At 59.1% G+C, this 24,635-nt stretch carries 18 protein-coding genes; 10 read left to right on the top strand and 8 right to left on the bottom strand.

All coding sequences use genetic code 11. The features are described 5' to 3' along the window. Position 1 precedes the first annotated feature (1 nt). Positions 2-3,193: an efflux RND transporter permease subunit gene (locus CAF73_RS14045; RefSeq protein WP_085696220.1), complete on the top strand. Its 3,192-nt coding sequence runs from the start codon at positions 2-4 to the stop codon at positions 3,191-3,193. After that, positions 3,190-4,611: an efflux transporter outer membrane subunit gene (locus CAF73_RS14050; protein WP_085703015.1), complete on the top strand. Its 1,422-nt coding sequence runs from the start codon at positions 3,190-3,192 to the stop codon at positions 4,609-4,611. The genes CAF73_RS14045 and CAF73_RS14050 overlap by 4 nt, the downstream gene beginning before the upstream one ends. Before the next feature lie 58 nt (positions 4,612-4,669). On the opposite strand, the gene CAF73_RS14055 is transcribed toward CAF73_RS14050, so the two are convergent. From CAF73_RS14055 to CAF73_RS14065, 3 genes are read right to left on the bottom strand one after another with little or no spacing between them, the layout of a single operon-like run. Then, on the bottom strand, positions 4,670-5,650 hold the full coding sequence (locus tag CAF73_RS14055; RefSeq protein ID WP_085696222.1) for an HlyD family secretion protein: 981 nt from the start codon (positions 5,648-5,650) through the stop codon (positions 4,670-4,672). Between the two features lie 4 nt (positions 5,651-5,654). Further along, a complete protein-coding gene (locus CAF73_RS14060) occupies positions 5,655-5,855 on the bottom strand; it encodes a DUF1656 domain-containing protein (RefSeq protein ID WP_085696223.1) in 201 nt (66 codons plus the stop codon). Continuing rightward, complete coding sequence (locus CAF73_RS14065; RefSeq protein ID WP_085703016.1) at positions 5,845-7,980, bottom strand: FUSC family protein; 2,136 nt, start codon at positions 7,978-7,980, stop codon at positions 5,845-5,847. Before CAF73_RS14065 ends, CAF73_RS14060 begins: the two co-directional genes overlap by 11 nt. 192 nt (positions 7,981-8,172) lie before the next feature. Here CAF73_RS14065 and CAF73_RS14070 point away from each other — a divergent pair, with 192 nt between their 5' ends. From CAF73_RS14070 to CAF73_RS14080, 3 genes are all read left to right on the top strand, one after another. Next, on the top strand, positions 8,173-9,228 hold the full coding sequence (locus tag CAF73_RS14070) for a tetratricopeptide repeat protein (protein WP_085696225.1): 1,056 nt from the start codon (positions 8,173-8,175) through the stop codon (positions 9,226-9,228). Positions 9,229-9,357: 129 nt separating this feature from the next. Continuing rightward, a complete protein-coding gene (locus CAF73_RS14075; RefSeq protein ID WP_085696226.1) occupies positions 9,358-10,860 on the top strand; it encodes an ATPase domain-containing protein in 1,503 nt (500 codons plus the stop codon). Next, positions 10,857-12,527: an ATP-binding protein gene (locus tag CAF73_RS14080; RefSeq protein ID WP_085703017.1), complete on the top strand. Its 1,671-nt coding sequence runs from the start codon at positions 10,857-10,859 to the stop codon at positions 12,525-12,527. The genes CAF73_RS14075 and CAF73_RS14080 overlap by 4 nt, the downstream gene beginning before the upstream one ends. A 13-nt stretch (positions 12,528-12,540) precedes the next feature. Here CAF73_RS14080 and CAF73_RS14085 read toward each other — a convergent pair whose 3' ends face one another. From CAF73_RS14085 to CAF73_RS14105, 5 genes are read right to left on the bottom strand one after another with little or no spacing between them, the layout of a single operon-like run. Beyond that, on the bottom strand, positions 12,541-12,918 hold the full coding sequence (locus tag CAF73_RS14085) for a response regulator (protein ID WP_085683718.1): 378 nt from the start codon (positions 12,916-12,918) through the stop codon (positions 12,541-12,543). A gap of 44 nt (positions 12,919-12,962) precedes the next feature. Continuing rightward, positions 12,963-14,177, bottom strand: a complete 1,215-nt coding sequence (locus tag CAF73_RS14090; RefSeq protein WP_085696228.1) for a hybrid sensor histidine kinase/response regulator — start codon at positions 14,175-14,177, stop codon at positions 12,963-12,965. Beyond that, the gene (locus tag CAF73_RS14095; protein ID WP_085703018.1) at positions 14,171-14,764 is read right to left on the bottom strand and encodes a chemotaxis protein CheB; all 594 of its coding nucleotides are present in this window, start codon (positions 14,762-14,764) and stop codon (positions 14,171-14,173) included. The genes CAF73_RS14090 and CAF73_RS14095 overlap by 7 nt, the downstream gene beginning before the upstream one ends. Further along, entirely contained in the window at positions 14,761-15,594 is an 834-nt protein-coding gene (locus CAF73_RS14100) for a protein-glutamate O-methyltransferase CheR (protein WP_085696230.1), read from the bottom strand. The genes CAF73_RS14095 and CAF73_RS14100 overlap by 4 nt, the downstream gene beginning before the upstream one ends. Beyond that, entirely contained in the window at positions 15,594-19,094 is a 3,501-nt protein-coding gene (locus CAF73_RS14105) for a response regulator (protein ID WP_085703019.1), read from the bottom strand. Before CAF73_RS14105 ends, CAF73_RS14100 begins: the two co-directional genes overlap by 1 nt. Before the next feature lie 263 nt (positions 19,095-19,357). Here CAF73_RS14105 and CAF73_RS14110 point away from each other — a divergent pair, with 263 nt between their 5' ends. From CAF73_RS14110 to CAF73_RS14130, 5 genes are all read left to right on the top strand, one after another. Beyond that, complete coding sequence (locus CAF73_RS14110) at positions 19,358-19,723, top strand: response regulator (RefSeq protein WP_085696232.1); 366 nt, start codon at positions 19,358-19,360, stop codon at positions 19,721-19,723. Positions 19,724-19,818: 95 nt separating this feature from the next. Beyond that, positions 19,819-21,108 (top strand): glycosyltransferase, encoded by a 1,290-nt coding sequence (locus tag CAF73_RS14115; protein WP_085703020.1) that lies wholly within the window; start codon positions 19,819-19,821, stop codon positions 21,106-21,108. Positions 21,109-21,258: 150 nt separating this feature from the next. Beyond that, on the top strand, positions 21,259-22,104 hold the full coding sequence (locus tag CAF73_RS14120; RefSeq protein ID WP_085703021.1) for a phospholipase: 846 nt from the start codon (positions 21,259-21,261) through the stop codon (positions 22,102-22,104). A 75-nt stretch (positions 22,105-22,179) separates the two neighbouring features. Beyond that, positions 22,180-23,085 carry an AraC family transcriptional regulator gene (locus tag CAF73_RS14125; protein ID WP_085703022.1) on the top strand — a complete coding sequence of 302 codons (906 nt, stop codon included), beginning with the start codon at positions 22,180-22,182 and terminating at the stop codon, positions 23,083-23,085. A gap of 226 nt (positions 23,086-23,311) precedes the next feature. Next, positions 23,312-24,622 carry a sugar ABC transporter substrate-binding protein gene (locus tag CAF73_RS14130; protein ID WP_085703023.1) on the top strand — a complete coding sequence of 437 codons (1,311 nt, stop codon included), beginning with the start codon at positions 23,312-23,314 and terminating at the stop codon, positions 24,620-24,622. Positions 24,623-24,635 lie beyond the last annotated feature (13 nt).

The raw sequence follows: 24,635 nt of genomic DNA on the forward strand, positions 1-24,635 counted from the left end.
GATGAATTTTTCCCAATTCTTCATTTCACGGCCGATCTTCGCAGCGGTACTGTCGCTGTTGATTCTGATCGCCGGTGCGATTTCGCTGTTCCAGTTGCCGATCAGTGAATACCCGGAAGTCGTGCCACCGACCGTGGTCGTGCGTGCCAACTTCCCGGGCGCCAACCCGAAAGTCATCGGTGAAACCGTGGCGGCTCCGCTGGAGCAGGCCATCACCGGCGTCGAGAACATGCTGTACATGTCCTCGCAATCCACCGCTGACGGCAAGATCACCCTGACCATCACCTTCGCTCTGGGCACCGACCTGGACAACGCACAGGTGCAAGTTCAGAACCGCGTGACCCGGACCGAGCCGAAGCTTCCAGAAGAAGTGACGCGCATCGGTATCACCGTCGACAAGGCTTCGCCCGACCTGACCATGGTTGTGCACTTGACCTCGCCAGACAAACGCTACGACATGCTGTACCTGTCCAACTACGCAATCCTCAACATCAAGGACGAGCTCGCTCGCCTCGGTGGCGTGGGTGACGTGCAGCTGTTCGGTATGGGCGACTACTCGCTGCGTGTATGGCTGGACCCGAACAAGACCGCTTCGCGCAATCTGACCGCCACTGATGTGGTGACCGCGATTCGTGAGCAGAACCGTCAGGTGGCCGCTGGTCAACTGGGCGCGCCTCCTGCCCCGAATGCCCAGAGCTTCCAGCTGTCGGTCAACACTCAGGGCCGTCTGGTCTCCGAGGAAGAATTCGAGAACATCATCATTCGCGCAGGCGACAACGGTGAAATCACTCGTCTGAAGGACATTGCCCGCGTCGAGCTGGGTTCCAGTCAATACGCCCTGCGTTCGTTGCTGAACAACCAGCCGGCCGTGGCAATCCCGATCTTCCAGCGTCCTGGTTCCAACGCCATCGAAATCTCGAACGAAGTTCGCGGCAAGATGGAAGAACTGAAGAAAAGCTTCCCGCAAGGCATGGACTACAGCATCGTCTATGACCCGACGATCTTCGTGCGCGGCTCCATCGAGGCGGTGGTTCACACCCTCTTCGAAGCACTGATTCTCGTGGTTCTGGTGGTGATCCTGTTCCTGCAGACCTGGCGCGCGTCGATCATTCCGTTGGTGGCGGTGCCGGTATCGTTGATCGGTACGTTTGCGGTGATGCACCTGTTCGGCTTCTCGCTCAACGCCCTGTCGCTGTTCGGCCTGGTACTGGCGATCGGTATCGTGGTGGACGACGCCATCGTGGTGGTGGAGAACGTCGAGCGGAACATTGAACTGGGGCTCAACCCCTTCGATGCGACCAAAAAGGCCATGGGTGAAGTTACGGGCCCGATCATTGCCACGGCGCTGGTGCTGTGTGCGGTGTTCGTACCGGCGGCATTCATCTCGGGTCTCACCGGTCAGTTCTACAAGCAGTTCGCACTGACCATTGCTATCTCGACCGTAATCTCGGCTTTCAACTCGCTGACCCTGTCGCCAGCGCTGGCCGCTGTTTTGCTGAAAAGTCATGACGCACCGAAAGACCGTTTCTCGCGAGTGCTGGACAAGATCTTCGGTGGCTGGCTGTTCCGTCCGTTCAACCGGTTCTTCGACCGTGCCAGTCATGGCTACGTCGGCACCGTGCGCCGGGTCATCCGTGGCAGCGGCATCGCCCTCTTCCTGTACGCAGGCCTGATGGTGCTGACCTTCTTCGGTTTTTCCAGCACACCGACCGGTTTCGTACCTGGCCAGGACAAGCAATATCTGGTGGCCTTCGCGCAACTTCCGGACGCCGCAAGCCTGGATCGTACCGAAGACGTGATCAAGCGCATGTCCGACCTGGCATTGAAACAGCCGGGCGTGGAAAGCGCCGTAGCGTTCCCGGGCCTGTCGATCAACGGCTTCACCAACAGCCCGAACGCCGGCATCGTGTTCGTGACCCTGAAACCGTTCGAAGAGCGTAAAGACCCGAGCATGTCCGCCGGTGCGATTGCCGGTGCCTTGAACGGCCAGTACGCCGGGATTCAGGAAGCCTACATGGCGATTTTTCCACCGCCGCCGGTACAAGGTCTGGGCACCATTGGTGGTTTCCGACTGCAAATCGAAGACCGGGGCAACCTGGGCTACGAAGAGCTGTACAAAGAGACCATGAACATTATTGCCAAGAGCCATAACGTTCCGGAACTGGCCAACCTGTTCACCAGCTACACCGTGAACGTGCCGCAAGTCGATGCCGCCATCGACCGGGAAAAAGCCAAGACCCATGGCGTGGCCGTCAGCGACATCTTCGACACCCTGCAGATCTACCTGGGTTCGCTGTATGCCAACGACTTCAACCGCTTCGGTCGTACCTATCAGGTCAACGTTCAGGCTGAACAGCAGTTCCGCCTCGAATCTGACCAGATCGGCCAGCTGAAAGTACGCAACAACAAAGGCGAAATGATCCCGCTGGCGACCTTCATCAAGGTCAGCGACACGTCGGGCCCGGATCGCGTGATGCACTACAACGGCTTCATCACCGCTGAAATCAATGGTGCGGCAGCCCCGGGCTACAGCTCCGGACAGGCCGAAAAAGCCATCGAGAAACTGCTCAAGGATGAACTTCCGAACGGCATGACCTACGAGTGGACCGACCTGACCTACCAGCAGATTCTGTCCGGCAACACCGCGCTGTTCGTGTTCCCGCTCTGCGTATTGCTGGCGTTCCTGGTGCTCGCGGCTCAATACGAAAGCTGGAGCCTGCCACTGGCGGTGATCCTGATCGTACCGATGACCCTGCTGTCGGCCATCACCGGTGTGATCATCTCTGGCGGCGACAACAACATCTTCACCCAGATCGGTTTGATCGTACTGGTGGGCCTGGCCTGTAAGAACGCGATTCTGATCGTCGAGTTCGCCAAGGACAAACAGCAGGAAGGTCTTGATCCGCTGGCCGCTGTACTGGAAGCCTGCCGTCTGCGTCTGCGGCCAATCCTGATGACCTCGTTCGCGTTCATCATGGGTGTGGTGCCACTGGTGTTCTCCAGCGGTGCCGGTGCCGAGATGCGTCATGCCATGGGTGTGGCGGTGTTCTCCGGGATGCTGGGTGTGACCTTCTTCGGTCTGCTGCTGACCCCTGTGTTCTATGTGCTGATCCGTAACTTCGTGGAGCGCAGTGAAGCTCGCAAAGCGGCCAAGGCGCAAAATCTTCAAAAGCCACTGGAGGCGCACCAATGAGTCTGAAAGTCTTCCTGCCGAGCCTGCTGGTGCTGGCCCTGAGTGCCTGCGCCGTCGGCCCTGACTACAAGACCCCGACGACGGAGGCGGCGAACATCACGTCCGCCACCGACGGCGCTGCCGGCCAGAAGAACTTCGACCGTTCGAAATTCGAAGGCATCTGGTGGCAGCAGTTCGACGATCCGACCCTCAACCAGTTGGTGACTCAATCGCTGCAAGGCAACCGTGAACTGCGCGTGGCGTTCGCCCGCTGGAAAGCTGCCCGGGCGATCCGCGACGACGTCAGCAACGATGCGATGCCGACCATCACCAGCCGCGCCAGCAGCGATCTGGCCAAAGGTCAGATCCCGGGCCAGACCACCAAACGGGTCAACAGCGAACGCTATGATCTGGGGCTGGACATGGCTTGGGAGCTGGACCTGTTCGGACGCATCCAGCGCAATCTGGAGGCCAGCGACGCCGACCAGCAGGCGGCCGAAGCCGATCTGTACCAACTGCAAGTCACCATGATTGCCGAACTGGTGGATGCTTATGGTCAACTGCGCGGTGCCCAGCTGCGGGAAAAGATCGCCCTGGCCAACCTGAACAACCAGCAGGAGTCGCGCAAGATCACCATCAGCCTGCGTGACGCCGGCGTTGGCGATCAGCTCGATGTGGAACGGGCCGATGCACGGCTGGCGTCAGTCGAGGCCAGCGTGCCGCAACTGCAGGCAGAACAGGTACGGCAGAAAAACCGCATCGCCACCCTGTTGGGTGAGCGTCCGGACAAACTGACCGTCGACCTGAGTCCGAAAGACCTGCCGGCGATTGCCAAGGCCTTGCCGATCGGTGATCCGGGCGAACTGCTGCAACGTCGCCCGGACATCCTCAGCGCCGAACGCAAACTGGCTTCGGCCACTGCGCGTATCGGTGTGGCCAAGGCCGACCTGTTCCCTCGGGTCAGCCTCAGCGGTTTCCTCGGCTGGACAGCCGGGCGTGGTTCGCAGATCGGTTCTTCGGCGGCCAACGCCTGGGCACTGGGTCCGAGCATCACCTGGGCGGCGTTTGACCTTGGCAGCGTGCGGGCCCGCCTGCGCGGCGCCGATGCCGATGCCGAAGGCGCGCTGGCCACCTACGAGCAGCAAGTGCTACTGGCCCTGGAAGAGTCGGAAAACGCCTTCAGCGATTACGGCAAACGTCAGCAACGTCTTATTTCGCTGATCCGTCAGAGCGAATCGAGCCGCAAGGCTGCCGACCTCGCCGAGATTCGCTACCGCGAAGGCACCACCGATTTCCTCGTATTGCTCGACGCCCAGCGTGAACGTCTGAATGCCGAAGACAGCCAGGCCCAGGCCGAAGTGGACCTGTATCGCGGCATCGTTGCGATCTACAAGGCCCTCGGTGGCGGCTGGCAGCCAGAGACGGTCGCGAGCAAGTAATCGTTTTTTAAAGAGCTCCTTTGGTTGGCCGCAACCAACCAATTTTTTGCCCCGCGTATCATTCGGTCGCGGGGCTTTTTTGCGCCTGTCCTTCAGTGTTCTCCAGAACGGTGACCGTCGCGGTGGTGCCGGCTCTCAGTCGGTTCTTGCCTGCGTAATCGGGATCGATGCCGATCCGCACCGGCACCCGTTGCGCCAGTTTCACCCAGGTGTAGCTGGGGTTGATGTTGGCCAGCAATCGACTGCCCGGCGCGTTTTCCCGGTCAGCAATGGCGAAGGCAATGCTTTGCACGGTGCCGCCGAATTTTTCCCCGCTCATCAATTCGATCCGCACCCGGTCGCCCTCCTCGATGCGTGGCAGCTTGGTTTCCTCGAAATAGCCGCTGACATAAAACGAGCCGCTGTCCACCAGCGCCAGCAAGGCGCCGCCGGCCACCGCGTAATCCCCCTGACGGGTCAGCAGGTTGGTGACATAACCGCTGACCGGCGCTTCGACACGGGTGCGTTGCAAATCCAGTTCAGCCTGGGTCAATGCCGCAATCGCCAGTTGCACGTTGGCTTCGGCCAGACCGAGATTCGCCTGATTGCGTAACAGATCCGCTTGGGCCACCGCTACGTCAGTGCTCGACTTCTCCCACTCCTCCCCTGAAATCGCAAACCCTTGCTTGAGCGTACGTCGCCGGCGCTCTTCGCTCTGGCGCTGTTTGAGCAACGCTTCGCTGGCAACAATGGCCGCTTGCGACTGCCCGAGCGTGGCCCTGGCAACCTCCACCGAGCGCTTCGCATGCTCGACGGCGAGGCTGTAGCGAGCCGGGTCGATCTCCAGCAACAACTGCCCCTTGTCGACATGCTGGTTGTCCTGCACCGCCAGCGTGACGATGCGGCCCGAAACATCGGCCGATAGCGTCACCACATCCGCCCTCACCCGCGCATCCCGCGTCCACGGGGCCCGGGTGTAATGCTCCCAGGCAAACCAGCCGAGCACGATCGCCAGCAGTACCACCGCCAATGTCGTCAATCGAGTGAGCAAGGTCTTCAAGGTTTCAGGCTCCCATCAGCAGAATCAGTGTGGCGCACACACAGGCATACAGAGCGCCTTCGAACAGCGCCTCGTGCCAGACAAAACGCAGGACGCCGAGCCGGCGCAAACCCCAGTCGAGAAATAAAAAAACCGGTATGGCCAGCAACAGGGCCTGGGCGATGGGAGGCAGGTAAACGCCGCCAATCTCGAAATCAATGGGCAAGGACGGGCTCTCCTTCAGAACGATGGGGCTGCAAATGCTCGCCGTGTCGCTCCAGAAACGACACCACGATCAACAGGGCCACACGCATGCGAAACACCGACCACAAGTGTTCATGGGTGGCGACATGCAAGGCATCCAGCTCATCGCCAAGCGTATGCAGCGTAGTCAGCAACGGCGTCAGGGGCACATCGGGTCGGCCCGCGACAAAACGACCGGTCTGACGCAACGCCGTCGCCAGCTGTCGACCAAAAGCGTCGGTGAGCAATGTGTTGTTTTGCGCCTGTTGCCTGAGCTGGTGTATGGCCACACCCAGCGCCACACAGCCGAGACTGATTTCATACAGACGCTGCAGGTCCCGATCATTGGCGGCCGGCAACACGCCCAGCATCGAGGTCAGGCGATCGACCATACGGCTTTCGAAAGCAAATTGCTGTTCGTCGGTGGCCGGACTCTTGATCAGTTCGTAGACCTGCTCCCTTGCCTCGTTGTAGAAGCGCCGGATGCGCAGGGCCGGACGGAACGGGAAAATCCAGGCATAGACAATCAATGCCAACATCGCCGCACTGACGTAGGCCCCGGCAAATTCGAACCATTGAATGGCGGTGTTCTGCCCGGTACCGACGTTCTGCGGACCGAGCATCAAAAAACTCGACAGTCCCAGCCCCATGCCGATACCGGCGGTGGCCGGGCTGGACAGTCCGACCGCGATCACATACAGCAACGGCGCGAGCATCAAGGCCAACATTTCAAAATCACTGATCGTCGGGACCAGCATGAACTGATAGAACGCCGACACCACCAGTGCCAGTCCCAGCCCTCGGGCGTAGCTCTGCGCGGCGATCAGAGGTCGCGGGAACGTCGCCATCAACGAACACAGGATTCCCACCAGGATCATCCCGCCCCGCGCGCCGTCCCAGGCGGTTTCGATCCAGATCAGCCCGGCCACCAGCAATGCGCTGAAGGCGCGGATGGCGTTCATCGTCGCGAGCGTGAAATCCAGATGCAAGGGATTGGATTGGCCACGGAACATGCAGCTGGCTTCCCGCCCTTCCTGTATCGCATCGCTCAATTCGAGAATCTGCTCCAGTTGCTGCAACAGCCGCGCCTGTTCCCAACGCAATGCCCAGGCCAGCGAGCGCAGGGTTGCACTCATGTCTTCCGTCAGCTGTTCGGCCTTGTAGGCGAGCGCTTCGAATTGCTGTTGCAGCGCGACGAACTGATGACGAACCTCGGCCGGTAAGGAGCGCCCTTGTTCTGCGAGCTGATCAAGCAATGCCAGCTCCTCGGCGCGCAATTGCTGGATGTCCAGCGGCAGATCGCCCTCCCAGCGTTCGGTGAGCAATTCCCGCTGGTGACGCAACGCGGTCAGGCGCGAGGTCAGCAACATCAGTTGATTGCCCAGCAACAGCACCAGATTGTTGGCACTGCGCAGGCGCGGGGCATCGAAGTACAAATGCCGGCGCAGCCCTTCAAGCGCACTGATCTCCCCCAGCAACTGCATTTGCCGGCGCTGAAAGTCCGCTTCGCTTTCTTCTGTCCTAAGGACGGCAGCCGAATGACTGGCGACCAACCTGATCACCTGATCGACCTTCGCGAAATAGTTGCGTGATACCGCCTCTGGCCGCGCCGTCAGCAGGCTGACCACGCACACGCACGCCACCGCCAGCAAGGTTTCGGTAACCCGGGTCACCGCCAGCAGGAAAGTGCCGTCCTGATCCGGAAGCGCCAGCAGCGCCACCACCACGGCGGTATACCCACTGAGCACGAACGCCTGCGAGCTGGTGTAGCGCAACAACGTGCCGCCGGCCGTGCACAGGGCCAGCCACAGCGCCAGGGTCGTGATGAACGGCAACGGCGCCTGGGGAAAAATCGCCATCAGCAGCACTGCCACTGCCGCGCCGAGGGTCGTCCCGATGATTTGTCCGAAGCTGCGTGCCAGCGCCATCCCGGCCAGGGGCTGGCTGATGATCACCACGGCCATGATCGACCATTTCGGCTGGTCCAGATCGAACAGGAACGCCAGGTACAAGGTCAGCAATCCGGCGGCAATGGTGCGCAAACCAAACAGCAGCACTGCCTGGCTGGGGTGGATCACCGCCTTGAAATAAACAAGCAGGGATTGCATGGGTAGCCTCTTCGAAACAACTTCTGCAAGCGTAGACACTGCATGGAGGGCATGACGACTAACAGGGTCGACAAAAGCTGTAGGGCGATTCAACGCCTGTAGCAGGCCATATCCGGCAGAGAGTTTGACTCACGGCGCGAGCTGACAGAAGCTTGCGACCTCCGCTACAAAACGAAAGTTTCGGAAATCCGCATGCCTCAGTCTCGCCGCTATTTGCTCGTCAGCCTCGGCCTCGTGCTGGTCTTCATCGTGGCCTGGCTGTCATTGCGCAGTACCGCGCCCGTGGTGCCGGAAGCGATCAGGCATGGGTACAGCGAAGCGCTGGCTGCCGCTCGTGCCGGGCAGCCGGGTGCCGCGCGAGTTTTGTATCAGCAACTGGGGCGTCCGGATCTGTCGGTCAAGCGGCGTGTGTGGCTGCATGCCGAACTACCCAATTACCCGAGCCCGCAGGCCTTGAAGCTGGCGGATGCCGATCTGCAAAACGCATCGCCGGACGTTCGGCTGGCAGCGATAAAAAGCGTGACCGGTCTGGTGCCGGGCGGACAGCGCAGCCTTCTGCTGGGGCCATTGCTTGAGGATGAAGACCAAACTGTCCGCTTCGCGGCGATCAACGCCCTGCTCGGCTTGTCTCCGGATCAACTGGGCCTGTATTTCGCCCCGCTCCAGCAAGGCATCGACGTGTGGGAGCAGGCGCTCAAGAGCCAGCCGCAAAGCGCGGCCAACTACGTGCAACTGGCGCGCCTGTATCTGCACAACGCCGAGCTGAAACAGGCACAGGAAGCGTTGGAGCAGACCTTGCGCCTGGACCCCGGGAACTTGCCGGCGCTGGTGATGCAGATTGAAGTGCTCGACCGCCAGGGCCAGAGCGACGCCGCGCGGCAATTGCTCGCTCGACAATTGAAGGCCCAACCCGACTCGGCTTATCTGCAACATGCGCTGGGCCTCTGGCTGCTGCACCACGATCAGCGCGAGTACGCCCTGCTCGGTCTGTCCAAAGCCGTGGAGCTGGAGCCTGACAACAAGGACTACCGCTACGACCTCGCCACCACCCTGCACAGCGCCGAAGAACTGGAAGCGGCGCAAAAGCAGTTGCAGGAAATCGTCCAGCGCCACCCGGCTGATCGCAAGGCGCGGGTGCTGCTGATCAGTTACTGGAAAGAGAGCGGCCAGTTACAGAACGTACAGATTCTGCTGGCCCAGCTTGAGCAGATGAACCCGGACGACCCTTCGTTGCAGCAAGGACTCTAGCGGTCTTCTCGACACATCCTGCAAGAAACTTGGAACCGCCGTCTCGGCATAAGGTCATGTAAATCAGGCAGTGCCAAACGGCGTCCGGCGCCCGCTGCCTGGTTTCTCCTAGTCATGAGAGGGCATTTTTTGTCTACATCGAACGCGTTGATCAGTGCCAAAGCCGCCACCGGCATCGAGGGCCTCGACGATATCCTGGCCGGTGGTTTGTCTCGCAGTCATGTTTTCTTGCTGGAGGGCGAGCCTGGAACCGGTAAAACCACCGTCGCGTTGCATTTTCTGCTGGCCGGTGCCCGTGCCGGCGAACGTTCGTTGTACATCACGCTGTCCGAAACCGAGCACGAATTGCGCCAGGGTGCGGCGTCCCACGGCTGGGAACTGGACGAAAACATCGAGATTTTCGAGCTGACGCCTCCGGAAAGCCTGCTCAACGCCGAGCATCAGCAAAGCCTGTTGTACTCCTCGGACCTTGAGCTGGGCGAAGCGACCAAACAGATTTTCGAAGTGGTCGAGCGCTTCAAGCCCACCCGGGTCGTACTCGACAGCCTCTCGGAAATCCGCCTGCTGGCGCAAAGCTCCCTGCGCTACCGCCGTCAGATCCTGGCGATCAAGCATTACTTCGTGCGCTACGACGCCACGGTTTTGCTGCTGGATGACTTGACCACCGAATCCCTCGACAAAACCGTTCACAGTGTCGCTCACGGTGTGATCCGCCTCGAAGAACTGACCCCCAACTACGGCGCCGAACGCCGTCGCGTGCGGGTGATCAAGTATCGCGGCCAGAAATACCGTGGCGGCTTCCATGACTTCACCATCACGGGCGATGGCGTGCACGTTTTCCCGCGTCTGGTGGCGGCGGAGCACCGCAGCGACTACCCGCGGCTGCAGCTGTCCAGCGGCATCAGGGAAATGGACGCTCTGTTGGGCGGCGGTATCGAGACCGGCTCCAGCACGCTGATTCTGGGCCCGGCAGGGACAGGCAAATCCTTGATCAGCATGATTTTCGCGGCGGCTGCCGTGGCGCGCGGTGAAAAGGCTGCCCTGTTCATTTTTGACGAAGAATTGGGCCTGCTGTTCGAGCGCATGAAAAACATCGGTATCGACCTGAAGGCCCTGCAGGCCACCGGCAACCTGCTGATCGAACAGGTCGACGCCGCCGAGCTGTCCCCCGGCGAGTTTTCCCACCGCGTACGCCGCTGTGTCGATGAAGGTGACATCAAGACCGTGGTGATCGACAGCATCAACGGCTATCAGGCCGCGATGCCCGAAGAAAACGCGCTGGTACTGCACATGCACGAACTGTTGCTGTACCTGAACCGCAAGGGCGCCGCGACGTTCATGACCGTCGCCCAGCATGGACTGGTCGGCGACATGCATGCTCCGGTCGATATCACTTACCTGGCCGACACGGTAATTCTGCTGCGTTACTTCGAAGCCGCGGGCAAGGTCCGTCGGGCCATCTCGATCATCAAGAAACGCACCGGCAGCCATGAATCGACCATCCGCGAATACCGCATTTCCACTCAAGGCATGACCATCGGTGAGCCTTTGGAGGCCTTTCAGGGTGTATTGCGCGGCGTGCCCACCTATCTCGGTGCAAGCAACCCGCTGCTCAAGGATGACAACTTGTGACCGTCACCGTACCGCTATCGGAACGGGCGCTGATCCTTGCGCCGCTGGGACGCGACAGCCAGGTAGCGCTGATGATTCTCAACGAGGCCGGATACGGTGGGCTGATCACGCCCGACCTGGCCACTCTTTGTACCGAGCTCGAGCCCGGCGCCGGTCTGCTGCTGATCGCTGCCGAGGCCCTTAATGGTCCGGAACTCGAGTGCCTGCTGGCGTATCTGGAACAACAACCGGCGTGGTCTGATTTGCCAATCGTCCTGCTCACCCATCACGGCGGATCCGAACAAGGCCCTTCGTCGCAGCTCAGCAAGTTGTTGGGCAACGTCACTTTTCTTGAGCGCCCTTTCCATCCGGCCACCCTGGTCAGCCTGATCTCCACCGCCCTGCGCGGGCGACGACGACAATACGAGGCCCGCGACCGCCTGATCGATCTGAGCAATAGCGAACGTCGCCTGCAATCGACGCTGGAAACCCTTGAGCAACAAGTGGAGGAACGCACCGCGCAACTGCGGCACAACGAGGAAGCCCTGCGCCAGTCGCAGAAGATGGAAGCGGTCGGCCAGCTCACTGGCGGTATCGCCCACGACTTCAACAACATGCTGACCGGAATCATCGGCAGTCTTGAATTGCTGCGCCGGCGGCTGGCCCGTGGCCGCCTGGATGATCTTGACAGCCTGATCGACCTCGGTGTGACCTCGGCCAACCGCGCCGCTGGCCTGACTCACCGCTTGCTGGCGTTCTCCCGTCGCCAGTCGCTGGATTCCAAAGCCGTTCATATGAACGATCTGGTGCAATCGATGGGTGAGTTGCTGCAACGCAGCCTCAACGAAAGCATTCACCTTGACATGCGCCTGCACCAACAATTGTGGTTGGCCGAGGCCGACCCCAATCAACTGGAAAGCGCCCTGCTTAATCTGGTGATCAACGCACGCGACGCGATGCCCGACGGCGGCAATCTGGTGGTCGAGACGGGTAATCAGGTGCTGGATCCAGACTACACCGCGGCCTACAGCAATCTTGAACCTGGTGATTACGTTGTATTGAGCGTCACAGACAATGGCTGCGGCATGCCGGAAAGTGTCATCAATCGCGCGTTCGATCCGTTCTTCACCACAAAGCCGATCGGCCAGGGCACCGGTTTGGGTCTGTCGATGATCTACGGTTTCAGCAAACAGTCCGGTGGTCATGTGTCGATCGACAGCAAGATCGATAAGGGCACCACGGTCAAACTCTACCTGCCGCGATTCCAGGGCGAATCACTGCCTCACGCACCAACGGATATGGAACAGGCGCCCGACGCCGTGGAAGGCGAAACCGTATTGATCGTCGAAGACGACCCGGCCGTGCGCGTGCTGGTCAGTGCAGTATTGAGTGAACTGGGTTATGGATTTGTCGAGGCCAGCGATGCCGACGGTGCCGTGCCGATTCTGGATTCGGAGCAGCGCATCGATCTGCTGATCAGCGACGTCGGCCTGCCGGGCATGAACGGTCGGCAACTGGCGGAAATCGGCCGGCAATACCGGCCAGACCTGAAGGTCCTGTTCATCACAGGTTATGCCGAGCACGCCGCTGTGCGCGGCGGGTTTCTCGATCCTGGCATGCAGATGATCACCAAACCGTTCACCTTCGATCTGCTGACGGCAAAGGTTCGGGAAATGATCAAGAGCTGAGGCGGTTGACGCCTCAGGCCAGCAGTTCCTGAATCTTCTCCTGCAATACATCCAGATCGAATGGTTTTTCCAGGATCGGCGCCCGGCGGGTAATCGGGCTGCCGGTCTCGCGGATTTCCTGCGGATAGCCGCTGATGAAGATCACCTTCAGATCAGGGCGCAATTTGACGGCGGGCTCGGCGATCTGCACGCCGGAGATCCCGCCAGGCAGGCGAAAATCAGTAATCAACATGTCCAGATGCGGCTTGCTCGCCAGAATCTCGAACGCCTGCTCGCCGTTTTCGGCCTGCAATACGCGATAGCCCTGGCTTGACAGATAGTCTGTCAGGACCATCAGGATCACCGGTTCGTCCTCGACGACGAGTACTACATCTTGTGCATCTACGCTCATGGGAAGCCTTTGTTCGTTCAATAGCTGCTGATACGACCGTGTGGTCACTCAGAGGTTGCGTTTGTTTTGCCGTTTTCCTGGAGCGGCAGACAGACGCGAAACAGGGCGCCCTCGTTGATCTTGCTTTCGACGACGATGGAGCCGCCATGGGCGGCGACGATCTGTTCGGAAATGAACAACCCCAGCCCGAGGCCGGCCACCACCGTCTTGGCGGAGACCCGTTCGAACTGTTGAAAAATGCGCTTCTGATTCTCTTCGCTGATGCCGATGCCCTGATCCTGAACTTCGATCCGGGCTTCATCGTCTTCGCGATAAACCCGAACCTGGATCGGACTTTTACCGCCATAACGCAAGGCATTGGTCAGCAGGTTCGACACCACCTGCTCGATACGGAATTCGTCCCACTGCCCTTCCACCGGTTCGGTCGCGGTGAAACTGACCTCAGTCTCGGCGGCTTCGATCTGCTGGGCGAAATTCTCCAGCAGAGTGCCCACCAACTGCACGAGGTCAAAGCGACTCGGTCGGATCGACAACTTGCCGGTGCGGATCCGCGAAACGTCGAGCATGTCTTCGATCAGTCGGATCAGGCTTTTGATCTGGCGCTCGTCGCGGTCGACCATGGCGTGCATCTTGTCGAGGGTGAACGCGGCGGCGTTGTCCCGGGCCAAGTGCATCTTGCGCAGTTGGGTTTCGAGAATAAGGCCGTTGAGCGGCGTACGTACTTCATGGGCGACGATCGACATGAAATCGTCGCGCATGCGCACCGCCTGCTCCAGTTCGCCCTGAGTGCTTTGCAGTTGCTGCAACAGCGCTTCCTGCTCACGCCGGCTCTGCTCGAGCGCTTCGACCTGTTGCTTCATCGCCTTGCTCTGGCGGTACAGGTCGACGAAGACGTTGACCTTGCTCTTCACCGCATGGATATCCAGCGGCTTGTGCAGAAAGTCCACCGCCCCGCTTTCATAGCCCTTGAACGCATAATTGAGTTCACGGCCGGCGGCGCTGACAAAGATGATCGGGATGTTCTTGGTTTTCTCGGTGCCGCGCATCAGTTCGGCCAGCTCGAAGCCGTTCATGCCGGGCATCTGCACGTCGAGGATGGCCATGGCGAATTCGTGTTGCAGCAGCAGCGACAGCGCTTCGTCCGCCGACAGCGCTTTATAGACGGTGCGGTCTTCGCGTTTGATCAGCGCTTCGAGGGCCAGCAGGTTCTCGGGCAGATCGTCGACGATCAGCAGTTTTGCCTGGATATTACTCAGCATGCGATTCGTTCCAGCTCGACAAGCAGACGGCCGATGCCGTGGATGGGAAGAATGTAATCCGGTTGATGTGTCTTCAGCGCCGCGCGTGGCATTGTCGCGACCTGCGCCTCGTCCGGGTCTTGCACGATGGTCAGCCCGCCCTGGCGTTTGACTTGCGCCAGGCCCCGCGCGCCATCGTGGTTGGCACCCGTCAGCAACACTGCAGCCAGCGTCGGCCCGTAGGCATCGGCGGCGGATTCGAACAGGAAGTCGATCGAAGGCCGCGAGTGATGCAGACGGTCTTCAAGACTCAGCGACAGGGAGAAATCCTGCTCTACCGACAAGTGATAGCCCGGCGTCGCGAAATACACGGTGCCGGGGGTGATGTCCTGTTTGTCGATGGCTTCTGCCACCGGCAACGCCAGCCGTCGGGCGAACACATCGGCGAGCTGGCTGCGGCGCTCTTCAGGCAGATGCAACACGACGATGATCGGCAGCCCGAATCCGGCCTTTAATGAACCGAGCAAGTTCAGCAACGCCTCGACGCCACCGGCAGAAGCTCCGATCACAATCGCCTCGATCCGAGGCAAATCCGCTGCACTGTTCATGTTTTTCGGTAGATCCGTTCTTGTTTCACCAGCGGTTCGAACTGGTTGGAATAGCCGGAAAAATCCAGGGTTTCCTTGCTGCCCAACACCAGAAAACCACGGTGGCACAACGATTCGTGAAACAACCCAAACGCTCGATCCTGAAGTTTTTTGTTGAAATAAATCAACACGTTACGACATGAAATTAATTGGGTTTCGGAGAATACGCTATCGGTCGCCAGGCTGTGATCGGCGAAGGTCACGTTCTCGCACAGGCTCTTGTCGAAAATCGCGTAGCCATAGGCAGCAGTGTAGTAGTCGGCGAACGAGCGCTGGCCACCGGCCTGCTGATAGTTGGCGGTGTAGGCGCGCACGTTCTCCATCGAAAAGATCCCCTGCTTGGCCTTTTCCAGCGAGCGCGGGTTGATGTCGGTGGCGTAGATGATCGTGCGATCAAGCAGGCCCTCTTCGCGCAGCAGGATCGCCATCGAGTAGACCTCCTCGCCGGTGCTGCACCCCGCGATCCAGATCTTGATCGACGGATAGGTCCTGAGCAGCGGCACCACTTCCTGACGGATCGCCAGGAAGTGCGACGGATCGCGGAACATCTCGCTGACCGGGATTGTCAGCAATTGCAGCAACTGCATGAACGCCGTCGGGTCGTGCAGGACTTTCTCCTGCAAGGCCGAGATGGTCGCGCATTCGAACTGGCTCAGCGCATGTTGCACCCGGCGCTTGATCGAAGCGCCAGAGTAATCGCGAAAGTCATAGCTGTATTTGAGATAAATCGCCTCGATCAGCAGCCGCAGTTCGATTTCACTGTTTCGTTCAACGTGATGACTACGTTCCACTAAATGCGTTCCATCTTCGGTAACCACACGCGAATCAGCGAGAACAGGCGATCCAGGTCGATGGGCTTGGCCAGGTAATCATTGGCGCCCGCCTGCAGGCAACGCTCCTGATCATCCTTCATGGCCTTTGCCGTCACCGCGATGATCGGCAGCTTGCGCCAGCGCGGATCCTTGCGGATTTCCATGGTGGCTTCAAACCCATCCATTTCCGGCATCATCACGTCCATCAGCACCAGGTCGATGTCCTCGACTTCATTCAGTTTTTCAATCGCTTCACGGCCGTTACGGCCGATGACCACGACTGCACCCTTGGTTTCCAGCGCGCTGGTCAGGGCGAAGATGTTGCGCACATCGTCGTCTACCAGCAACACTTTCCGACCTTCGAAGACCTTGTCGCGGCTGCGGGCGGTCTTGAGCATCTTCTGCCGTTCATGGGACAACTGCGATTCGACTTTGTGCAAAAAGAGTGTGACCTCGTCCAGCAAACGCTCCGGCGAGCGCGCACCCTTGATGATGATCGAGCGCGAATACTTGCGCAGGTCGGACTCTTCGTCGCGGGTCAGGTTGCGTCCGGTATAAACGATGACCGGCGGGAACGAGCAGATGTCCTCGGTGGACATTCGCTTGAGCAATTCGTTGCCGAGCATGTCCGGCAGCTTCAGGTCGATGACCATGCAATCGAATATCGTCGTGCGCAATAACTCCAGCGCGTCCTGTGCCAGGCCGACGGCGGTGATCTCGATGTCGTCGTCGCCGATCAGTCGGGCGATGCTTTCCCGTTGCAGATCGTCGTCCTCGACCAGCAGTACGCGTTTGACCTTCTGGGTCAGCTTGGCTTCCAGACGGGCGAACACATCCTTGAGTTCTTCGCGAGTGGTCGGTTTGACCGCATAACCGATGGCGCCCATGTGCATCGCTGCTTCGACACGGTCTTCCACGGAAATCACATGCACCGGAATGTGCCGGGTTTCGGCGTGTTCTTTCAGGCGTTGCAGGACGGTCAGACCCGAGTGGTCCGGCAGGCGCATGTCCAGCAGGATCGCGTCCGGCACGAACTCTTTCGCCAGGTCGTAACCTTCGTCGGCGCCGTGGGCAACCAGGCACTGATAGCCCAGTTCGTGGGCCAGATCGTAGAGGATGTGCGCAAAATTCGGCTCGTCTTCCACCACCAGGATGCAACGAGTATTGAACGGCGCCTTGTTGCGATCATCGTCGAAGCGCGGGATGTGGACCGGCGCCAGAGGCGAAACCGCCGCCACGGACGCCACGGGCGCGATGACCGGCGTAGAGGCCGGTGGGGTGAAGGTCAACGGCGTTATCGGCGTGTCACCCGGCTCGCGGTATTGCTGCGGCAACACCAGAGTGAAAGCACTGCCCTGCCCCGGCGCACTGCTGACGCTGATCGAACCGCCCAACAGCGTTGCCAGATCCCGGGAAATCGACAGACCCAACCCGGTGCCGCCGTATTTGCGGTTGGTGGTGCCGTCGGCCTGGCGGAAGGCTTCGAAAATACTTTCCTGTTGATCCTGCGCAATCCCGATTCCCGAATCGCGCACAATGAAGGCAATGCGATCGTCCGACTGGCCGGCGATGGTCAGGCTGACAGTCCCGTGCTCGGTGAATTTCACCGCATTGGACAGCAGGTTCTTGATCACCTGTTCCAGACGCTGACGGTCGGTAAACAGGGTGATCGGTGCATCAGGCTGCAATTCGACGTTGAACGTCAGTTTCTTTTCCGCCGCCAGCGGTTCGAACAGGCTGCGCAGGCTGTCGGCCAGACGCGCGACGCTGGTGTTTTCCGGCATCACTTCGAGTTTGCCGGCTTCCACTTTGGAAATGTCGAGAATGTCGTTGATCAGGTTGAGTAGATCGTTGCCGGCGGAATAGATCGACTCGGCAAACTTGACCTGCTCGGCACTGAGGTTTTCCTGCGGGTTTTCCGCCAACAGCTTGGCCAGGATCAGCGAGCTGTTCAGCGGCGTGCGCAGTTCGTGGGACATGTTGGCCAGGAATTCGGACTTGTACTTGCTTGAACGCTGCAACTCTTCGGCGCGTTCTTCGAGCTGGATCTGGGCCTGATTGAGCTCGGTGTTCTTCTGGTCCATGGCATCGCGCTGCTCGGCCAGAGTCTGGGCCTGTTCGGCCAGTTGCTCGTTGGTCTGTTCCAGTTCGATTTGCTGGGTTTCCAGATGCGCCTGGGATTCCTTGAGAATCCGCGACTGTTCTTCCAGCTCTTCGTTGGCGGTCTTCAGCTCCTCCTGTTGCACCTGCAGCTCTTCGTTGAGTTGCTGGGTTTCGGCGAGCACTTCCTGCAAGCGTTGGCGATAGCGCGCCGCTTCGATGGAGGTGCCGATGTTGCCGGCGATCAGTTCCAGCAACGCCACATCACGATCGGTGAGCGGACGCAGGAAACCCAGTTCGATCACGCCGTTGACCCGTTCGTCATCGCTGGTCGGCACCACCAGCACGCTGTGCGGCAGGCCTTCGCCCAGGCCGGAGCTGACCTTGAAATAGTCGGACGGCACCGAATCGAGTCGAATCAGCCGGGCCTGCTGCGCAACCTGACCGACAAGGCCTTCGTCGCTGTAGATCGATTGATCCTGTTGTTCCTGCTCGCGGGAGAAACCGTAGGTCGCCACGCGTTTGAGGCCACCATGTTCTTCGCGCACATACAAAGCAGCGACAGCGCTGCCAAGGTACTGGGCACAGAATTGCAAAATGTTGCGCCCCAGCAGATTGAGCGTCAGTTGCCCCAATACCTGCTCTGCAAGCTGAGTCTGGCCATTGCGCAGCCAGGCTTGCTGCTCCAGACGAAGCGCGCTGGCCTCTTGCGCCGCCAGGGTTGCGCCATAGCTTTGGGACAGGTTGAGCAGATCGCGCCGGCCTACATAGGCCAGCAGGCCGCTGATGCCGGCCACGAACAGCAGGTAGAGGCTGATGCTCCAGATCGTGGTGCGGCGCACGTCTTCGTTGCGTGAAGCACGCAGAAGCTGTTCGGTTTCAATCACGTCTTCGAACTGTTTACGTATTTCGTCGGTCAGGCGCTTGCCCTTGCCCGCTTTGACTGCTGCCTTGTAGTCACCGCTCGCGCGTTGCAGATCGATCATCGACTGCGCATACGTCGCCCATTCGGTTTGCAGCGCCTGAAGACGACGCAGGCGATCGGTCTGCGCCGGATTGTCGGCAGTCAGTTCAAGCAAGGTGCTCAGCGCCACGGCGATGCGCGGCTTGGCCGTCTCGTACGGGTCGAGGAAATGCTCGTCGCCGCTGAGCAGAAAACCGCGCATGCCGGTTTCCAGGTCCACGGTGAGTTTCACCGCTTCGTTGGCGTTATTGATCACCCGGTCGGTGTGCTCCACCCACTGAATCACGGACAACAGATAAGTGATCAGCGAAACGAAGAACACGGCACTGATGAAGCCGACGCCCAACGGCAAACTGACGTTGCGGCTCAGAAGTTTGCGAAACCGTTGCTCATCAACCGAAGACGGAGAGGACATGTGGCAGCCTTGTCGAACTGGTGAAAACCAGGGAGTTTGCCCCAAAACAGCGGCATGGATCCATTTTTCTCACAGTTTTAGTATCGTTTTCCTACATTTGCCTGCGCCGAATAGCAGGCCAGCGGTTATCCTTGCCCACCCGTTTGCGCCTATTCTTTTTTGTATCCATCCGGGAACTTGTGGCTATGCGCCACTTACTCATGCAAGAGCCCGGCATTTTTGATCGACCGGCGCCCCGTCCCCCATTCTTGAGAGCCGCCATTATGTCCAGCACCACGTCCACCATCCTTGTAGTAGAAGACGACGCCATCGTGCGCATGCTGATCGTCGATGTACTGGAGGAGTTGGAGTTCAAGGTTCTGGAAGCCGATGGCAGCGAACAGGCGCTGGAAATCCTCAAGGATGTGAATCAGCACATTGATCTGATGATGACCGACGTCGGTCTGCCGATCATGGATGGCCGTCAGCTTGCCACTGAAGCCCGCACAATTCGCCCTTCACTGCCGATTCTGTTTGCCAGCGGTTATGCCGAGACCATTGAAGTGCCGGCAGATATGCATGTGATCGGCAAACCGTTTTCGATCGATCAACTGCGCGACAAGGTGAAGAGCGTTCTGGGTCAACACTGACACAAACGGCTTTGCAGCGCGGATTCAACCTCAGGATATGTTCTAATCCGCGCGTTTTTTCTTCTTCTCTTTCGTTCTTCAGGAAATACCTTTTCATGAGTCAGCCCGCAACCAAAGTCCTCGTCATTGGTTACGTCTGGCCGGAACCCCGTTCCTCCGCAGCGAGCGGGCATGTGATGCAGATTCTCGAGACCTTCCTGCAACAGGGCTGGGACATTACTTTTGCCAGCCCCGCAGGCGTTGGCGAACATCCGGCCGATCTTGCCGAATTGGGCATTCGCACTGTTCCGATCGAATTGAACAACAGCAGCTTCGATGTCTTCGTCAGCGAGCTGGCGCCGGATATCGTGCTGTTCGACCAGTTCATGATCGAGGAACAATTCGGCTGGCGCGTGGAAAAACACTGCCCCAATGCTCTGCGCGTACTGGAAACATCGGACTTGCAGAGTTTGCGGCACGCTCGTCATCAACGTTTGAAGGATCGGCTGAAGAGCAGCGATGACGCTGACGACTTCCATGCACTGTTCGCACCTGCGCTGCGCGAAGAGTTCGAATTGATGGCTGACACCGATCTGGCCAAGCGCGAGATTGCCGCGCTCTACCGCTGTGATCTGAACCTTATGATCTCGCCGGTAGAAATCGAGTTGCTGGTGCAGCAGTTCAAATTGCCGACCGAGCTGTTGCACTGGTGCCCGTTGATGGTCGAACCGGCCCGCGTTCCAGCAAAAGCATTTGAAGAGCGCGCGAACTTCCTCAGTATCGGCAACTTCCGCCACGCGCCGAACTGGGACGCGGTTTTATGGATGAAATCAACCATCTGGCCGCTGATCCGCGCGCAACTCCCGAAAGCACAATTACACATCTACGGCGCCTACACGCCGCCCAAGGCAGCCGCTATGCACAACGCGGCGCAGGGTTTTCACATCATGAACTGGGCGGAAGATGCGTTGCAGGTCATGTCCGAAGCGCGCATCTGCCTGGCACCCTTGCGTTTCGGCGCCGGCATCAAAGGCAAACTGATCGATGCCATGCTCTGCGGAACGCCGAGCGTCACTACGCCGATCGGCGCCGAAGGCATGCGCACCGACCAACCCTGGCCGGGTGCCATTTGTCGTACGGCGCAGGATCTGGCCAATGCCGCCGTTGAGCTCTATCGCGACGAGGTCCGTTGGCAAGCCGCTCAGTCTCAGGGGCAAGCACTGCTCAACGACGTTTACCCGCAAGCGATACATGGACCGGCATTGATCGAAAGGTTGCAGGAATGTCGCAAGAACCTTGTTCAACTAAGACGTCAAAACTTTATGGGCAGCATGTTGCGCCACCATTCGCACAAGAGCACGCAATATATGTCGCAGTGGATTGAAGCCAAAAACCAGAATAAATAATTCTCCGGACAACTAAAAAAACATTCGCCAACACGTTGAATCAAACTCCAAATGGTCAACTAAAAAGCCAGACATTATAAAGACCCTGCAAATGCTGCCTTGACTGTCTCGCAACGCAGCACACTACTTCAATACATGCAGGATGCATTCATGAGTACTCATAACTGGATGGGATCGACTCCCGCCATTGATTCACTGTCGATATTTGAACTGTCATTACCGGGCACCCATAACGCCGGCAGTGACTGGAAAGCTTCCTATCCGGTTTTCGGCCCTCCGCGCCACTGGCTCGCCTGCCAGCATGACAGTTTTCTTGCCCAGCTGAATAACGGTTCCAGGGTACTCGACATTCGTCTGACTTATGACGCGAAGGCCAAAGAACTGGAAAAGTTCATCGCTCACCACAATGGATATCGGAATTCTCGAACCCTGAAAAATCTGGTAGTGGATGTCAAAGCGTTTCTTGAGAACAATCCGGATGAGTTCATTATTCTGGACTTTCACAGCCTCGATGGCGCCGATTTTGATTACGACTACTTCAATAAAATAATCATCCAATTTCTGGGGCAACGTCTTGTTCCCCGCCAGAATGCAACTCTGAGTCTTCGTGAACTCAAGCGAATCAGCCCCCAACAGCGCGTGTTTGCAGCGGCCAAGTCTCATTGGCAGCTGGAACACAATGCATTTCATGACGTCGTCAATCATCAATGGTCCGGTAGCGGCATTACCAATCCTGAAGAACTGAGGCAGTTCATTGACAGAGTTTTGCAAAGCCCTCCTGGTAGCTGGCGGCTCTGGTCTTTATCCGCCACCAGCTACACCGCCCTCGGCGGCCCCGTCGATATCCATGACAAGCTGAACGAATGGTTTGATCTGGATAAGAGCGACTGGGCGTTGAAGTGCAACATCATCAATGTCGACTTCATGGAAGAGTCGGACCTGGTGGAGTTCTGCCGGATCGCCAGCCTGAAGAAAGCCCGGCAACGGGGGCTTTGAGCTGCACTGGAAACTGGCGCATCCCGTGCACAAAGAGGCATGATCGCCAGGCGATAACAAAAAAAGCGCCCGATCATGACCCGAACAGCCCGCGTCACCGACCCCTCGTATGAATTGATGGATGACCACAACGGGTTGTCCATCATTTACCGCCAGCACGGCTTCCCTTGCCCGCTGGTGCGCTGGCACTTCCACAAGGAATACGAGTTGCATTTGATCGTCGCCAGTTCGGGCAAGGTGTTCATCGGCGACTACATCGGCAACTTCTACCCGCAGACGCTGTTCCTGACCGGCCCCAACCTGCCGCACAACTGGATCAGCCAGGTGGCCGAAGACGAAGTGGTCGAGAAGCGCGACATGCTGGTCAACTTCACCGATGAATTGTTCGAGAGCGGCCATCAAGTGTTCGCCGAACTCAAGACCTTGGCACCGTTGCTGGAACGTGCGCAGTACGGCATCGAATTCCGCTCACCACAGACAATTCGTCAGGCCATGATCCTGATGCAACGCATCGCCGATTCAAACGGCATTACCCGTCTCGGGCACTTTTTCATCCTGATGGAGTTGCTCGCGGCCTGCGATGACTACCAGTTGTTGTCCGGCGCAACCACCCCGCAACTGGCCGACGAGCACAACATCGACCGCACCAACCGCGCGGTGGACTACATCTTCGCCCACTACGCCCGTGAACTGCCGCTGGAGGAAGTCGCCGAGCACCTGGGCATGAAACCCACCTACTTCAGTCGCGTGTTCAAGCAGGCGACCGGGCGCAATTTCATCGAATTCGTCAATCGCCTGCGCATCAGTAAATCCTGCGAGCTGCTGGCGGACGGCGACAAACCGGTGACCGAGGTGTGTTTCGAATCGGGCTTCAACAATATTTCCAACTTCAACCGGCGCTTTCAGCAGCTCAAAGGCATGACGCCTTCGCATTATCGCCGGCTGGTCGTACAGCGCCTGACCGAGCAAAACCACGGCTGACGCAGGAAAACCTGTACGGATTCATGGCTGCCGCCCTTCTGAAACGCCCTTCCCTGCGTTTATCGCGTCAATCCCGAGTGCAAAAAAGTATCGATTCAAGTGCTAGGGATGATTTGTCAGCCCTGCGTTAGAAGGCTGTAATCAGTGCACATTCTTCCCCTGCCGGAAGAACACAAAAACAATAACTGTCCTTCTGCCCCCGCCGGGCGCAGAAAAGGAGTGCACGATGCAACCCACTGCAAAAGCTCTGCTGGCTCTCACCTGCATGACCCTCAGCAGCGTCAGCCTTGGCGCCCAGACCCTGACCATCGCCACCGTCAACAACAGCGACATGATCCGCATGCAAAAGCTCTCGAAAACCTTCGAGACCGAGCATCCGGACATCAAGCTCAATTGGGTCGTGCTGGAAGAAAACGTCCTGCGCCAGCGCCTGACCACCGACATTGCCACCCAGGGCGGTCAGTTCGATGTGTTGACCATCGGCATGTACGAAGCTGCACTCTGGGGCGCCAAGGGCTGGCTGGAACCGATGAAGGATCTGCCGGCCAGCTACGCACTCGACGACGTGTTTCCGTCGGTGCGTGAAGGCCTGTCGGTCAAGGGTTCGCTGTACGCCTTGCCGTTCTACGCCGAAAGCTCGATCACCTATTACCGCACCGACCTGTTCAAGGACGCCGGCCTGACCATGCCGGAGCGTCCGACCTGGGAGCAGATCGCCGGCTTCGCCGAGAAACTCACTAAAAAGGACAAGGAACAATACGGCATCTGCCTGCGCGGCAAGGCCGGCTGGGGCGAGAACATGGCGCTGATCACCACCGTGGCCAACGCCTACGGCGCGCGCTGGTTCGATGAGCAGTGGAAACCGGAATTCAGCGGCCCGGAATGGAAGAACGCGCTGAACTTCTACGTCGACACCATGAAGAAGTCCGGCCCGCCGGGCGCCTCCAGCAACGGTTTCAACGAAAACCTCGCCCTGTTCAACAGCGGCAAGTGCGCGATCTGGGTCGATGCCAGCGTCGCCGGATCGTTTGTCACCGACAAGACCCAGAGCAAGGTCGCCGATCACGTCGGCTTCACCTACGCGCCGCATCAGGTCACCGACAAAGGCTCGGCGTGGCTGTACTCGTGGGCGCTGGCGATTCCGACCAGCTCCAAGGCCAAGGACGCCGCCAAGGAATTCAGCGCCTGGGCTACCTCCAGGGAGTACGGCGAACTGGTCGCCAAGACCGACGGCATCGCCAACGTACCGCCGGGCACTCGCGCCTCGACCTACAGCGAGGCCTACATGAGCGCCGCACCGTTTGCCAAGGTCACGCTGGAATCGCTGAAAGCCGCTGATCCGAGCAAACCGACCCTCAAGCCCGTGCCGTATATCGGCATTCAACTGGTGACCATCCCTGAATTCCAGGGCATCGGCACCCAGGTTGGCAAGCTGTTCTCGGCCGCGCTGATCGGCCAGACCACGGTCGACCAGGCGCTGACCGCTGCGCAACAAACCACCGAACGCGAGATGAAGCGCGCGGGTTATCCGAAGTAACCCGTAAAGCTCG

The organism is Pseudomonas sp. B15(2017) (assembly GCF_002113215.1).
In the GTDB taxonomy this organism is placed as follows: Bacteria; Pseudomonadota; Gammaproteobacteria; order Pseudomonadales; family Pseudomonadaceae; genus Aquipseudomonas.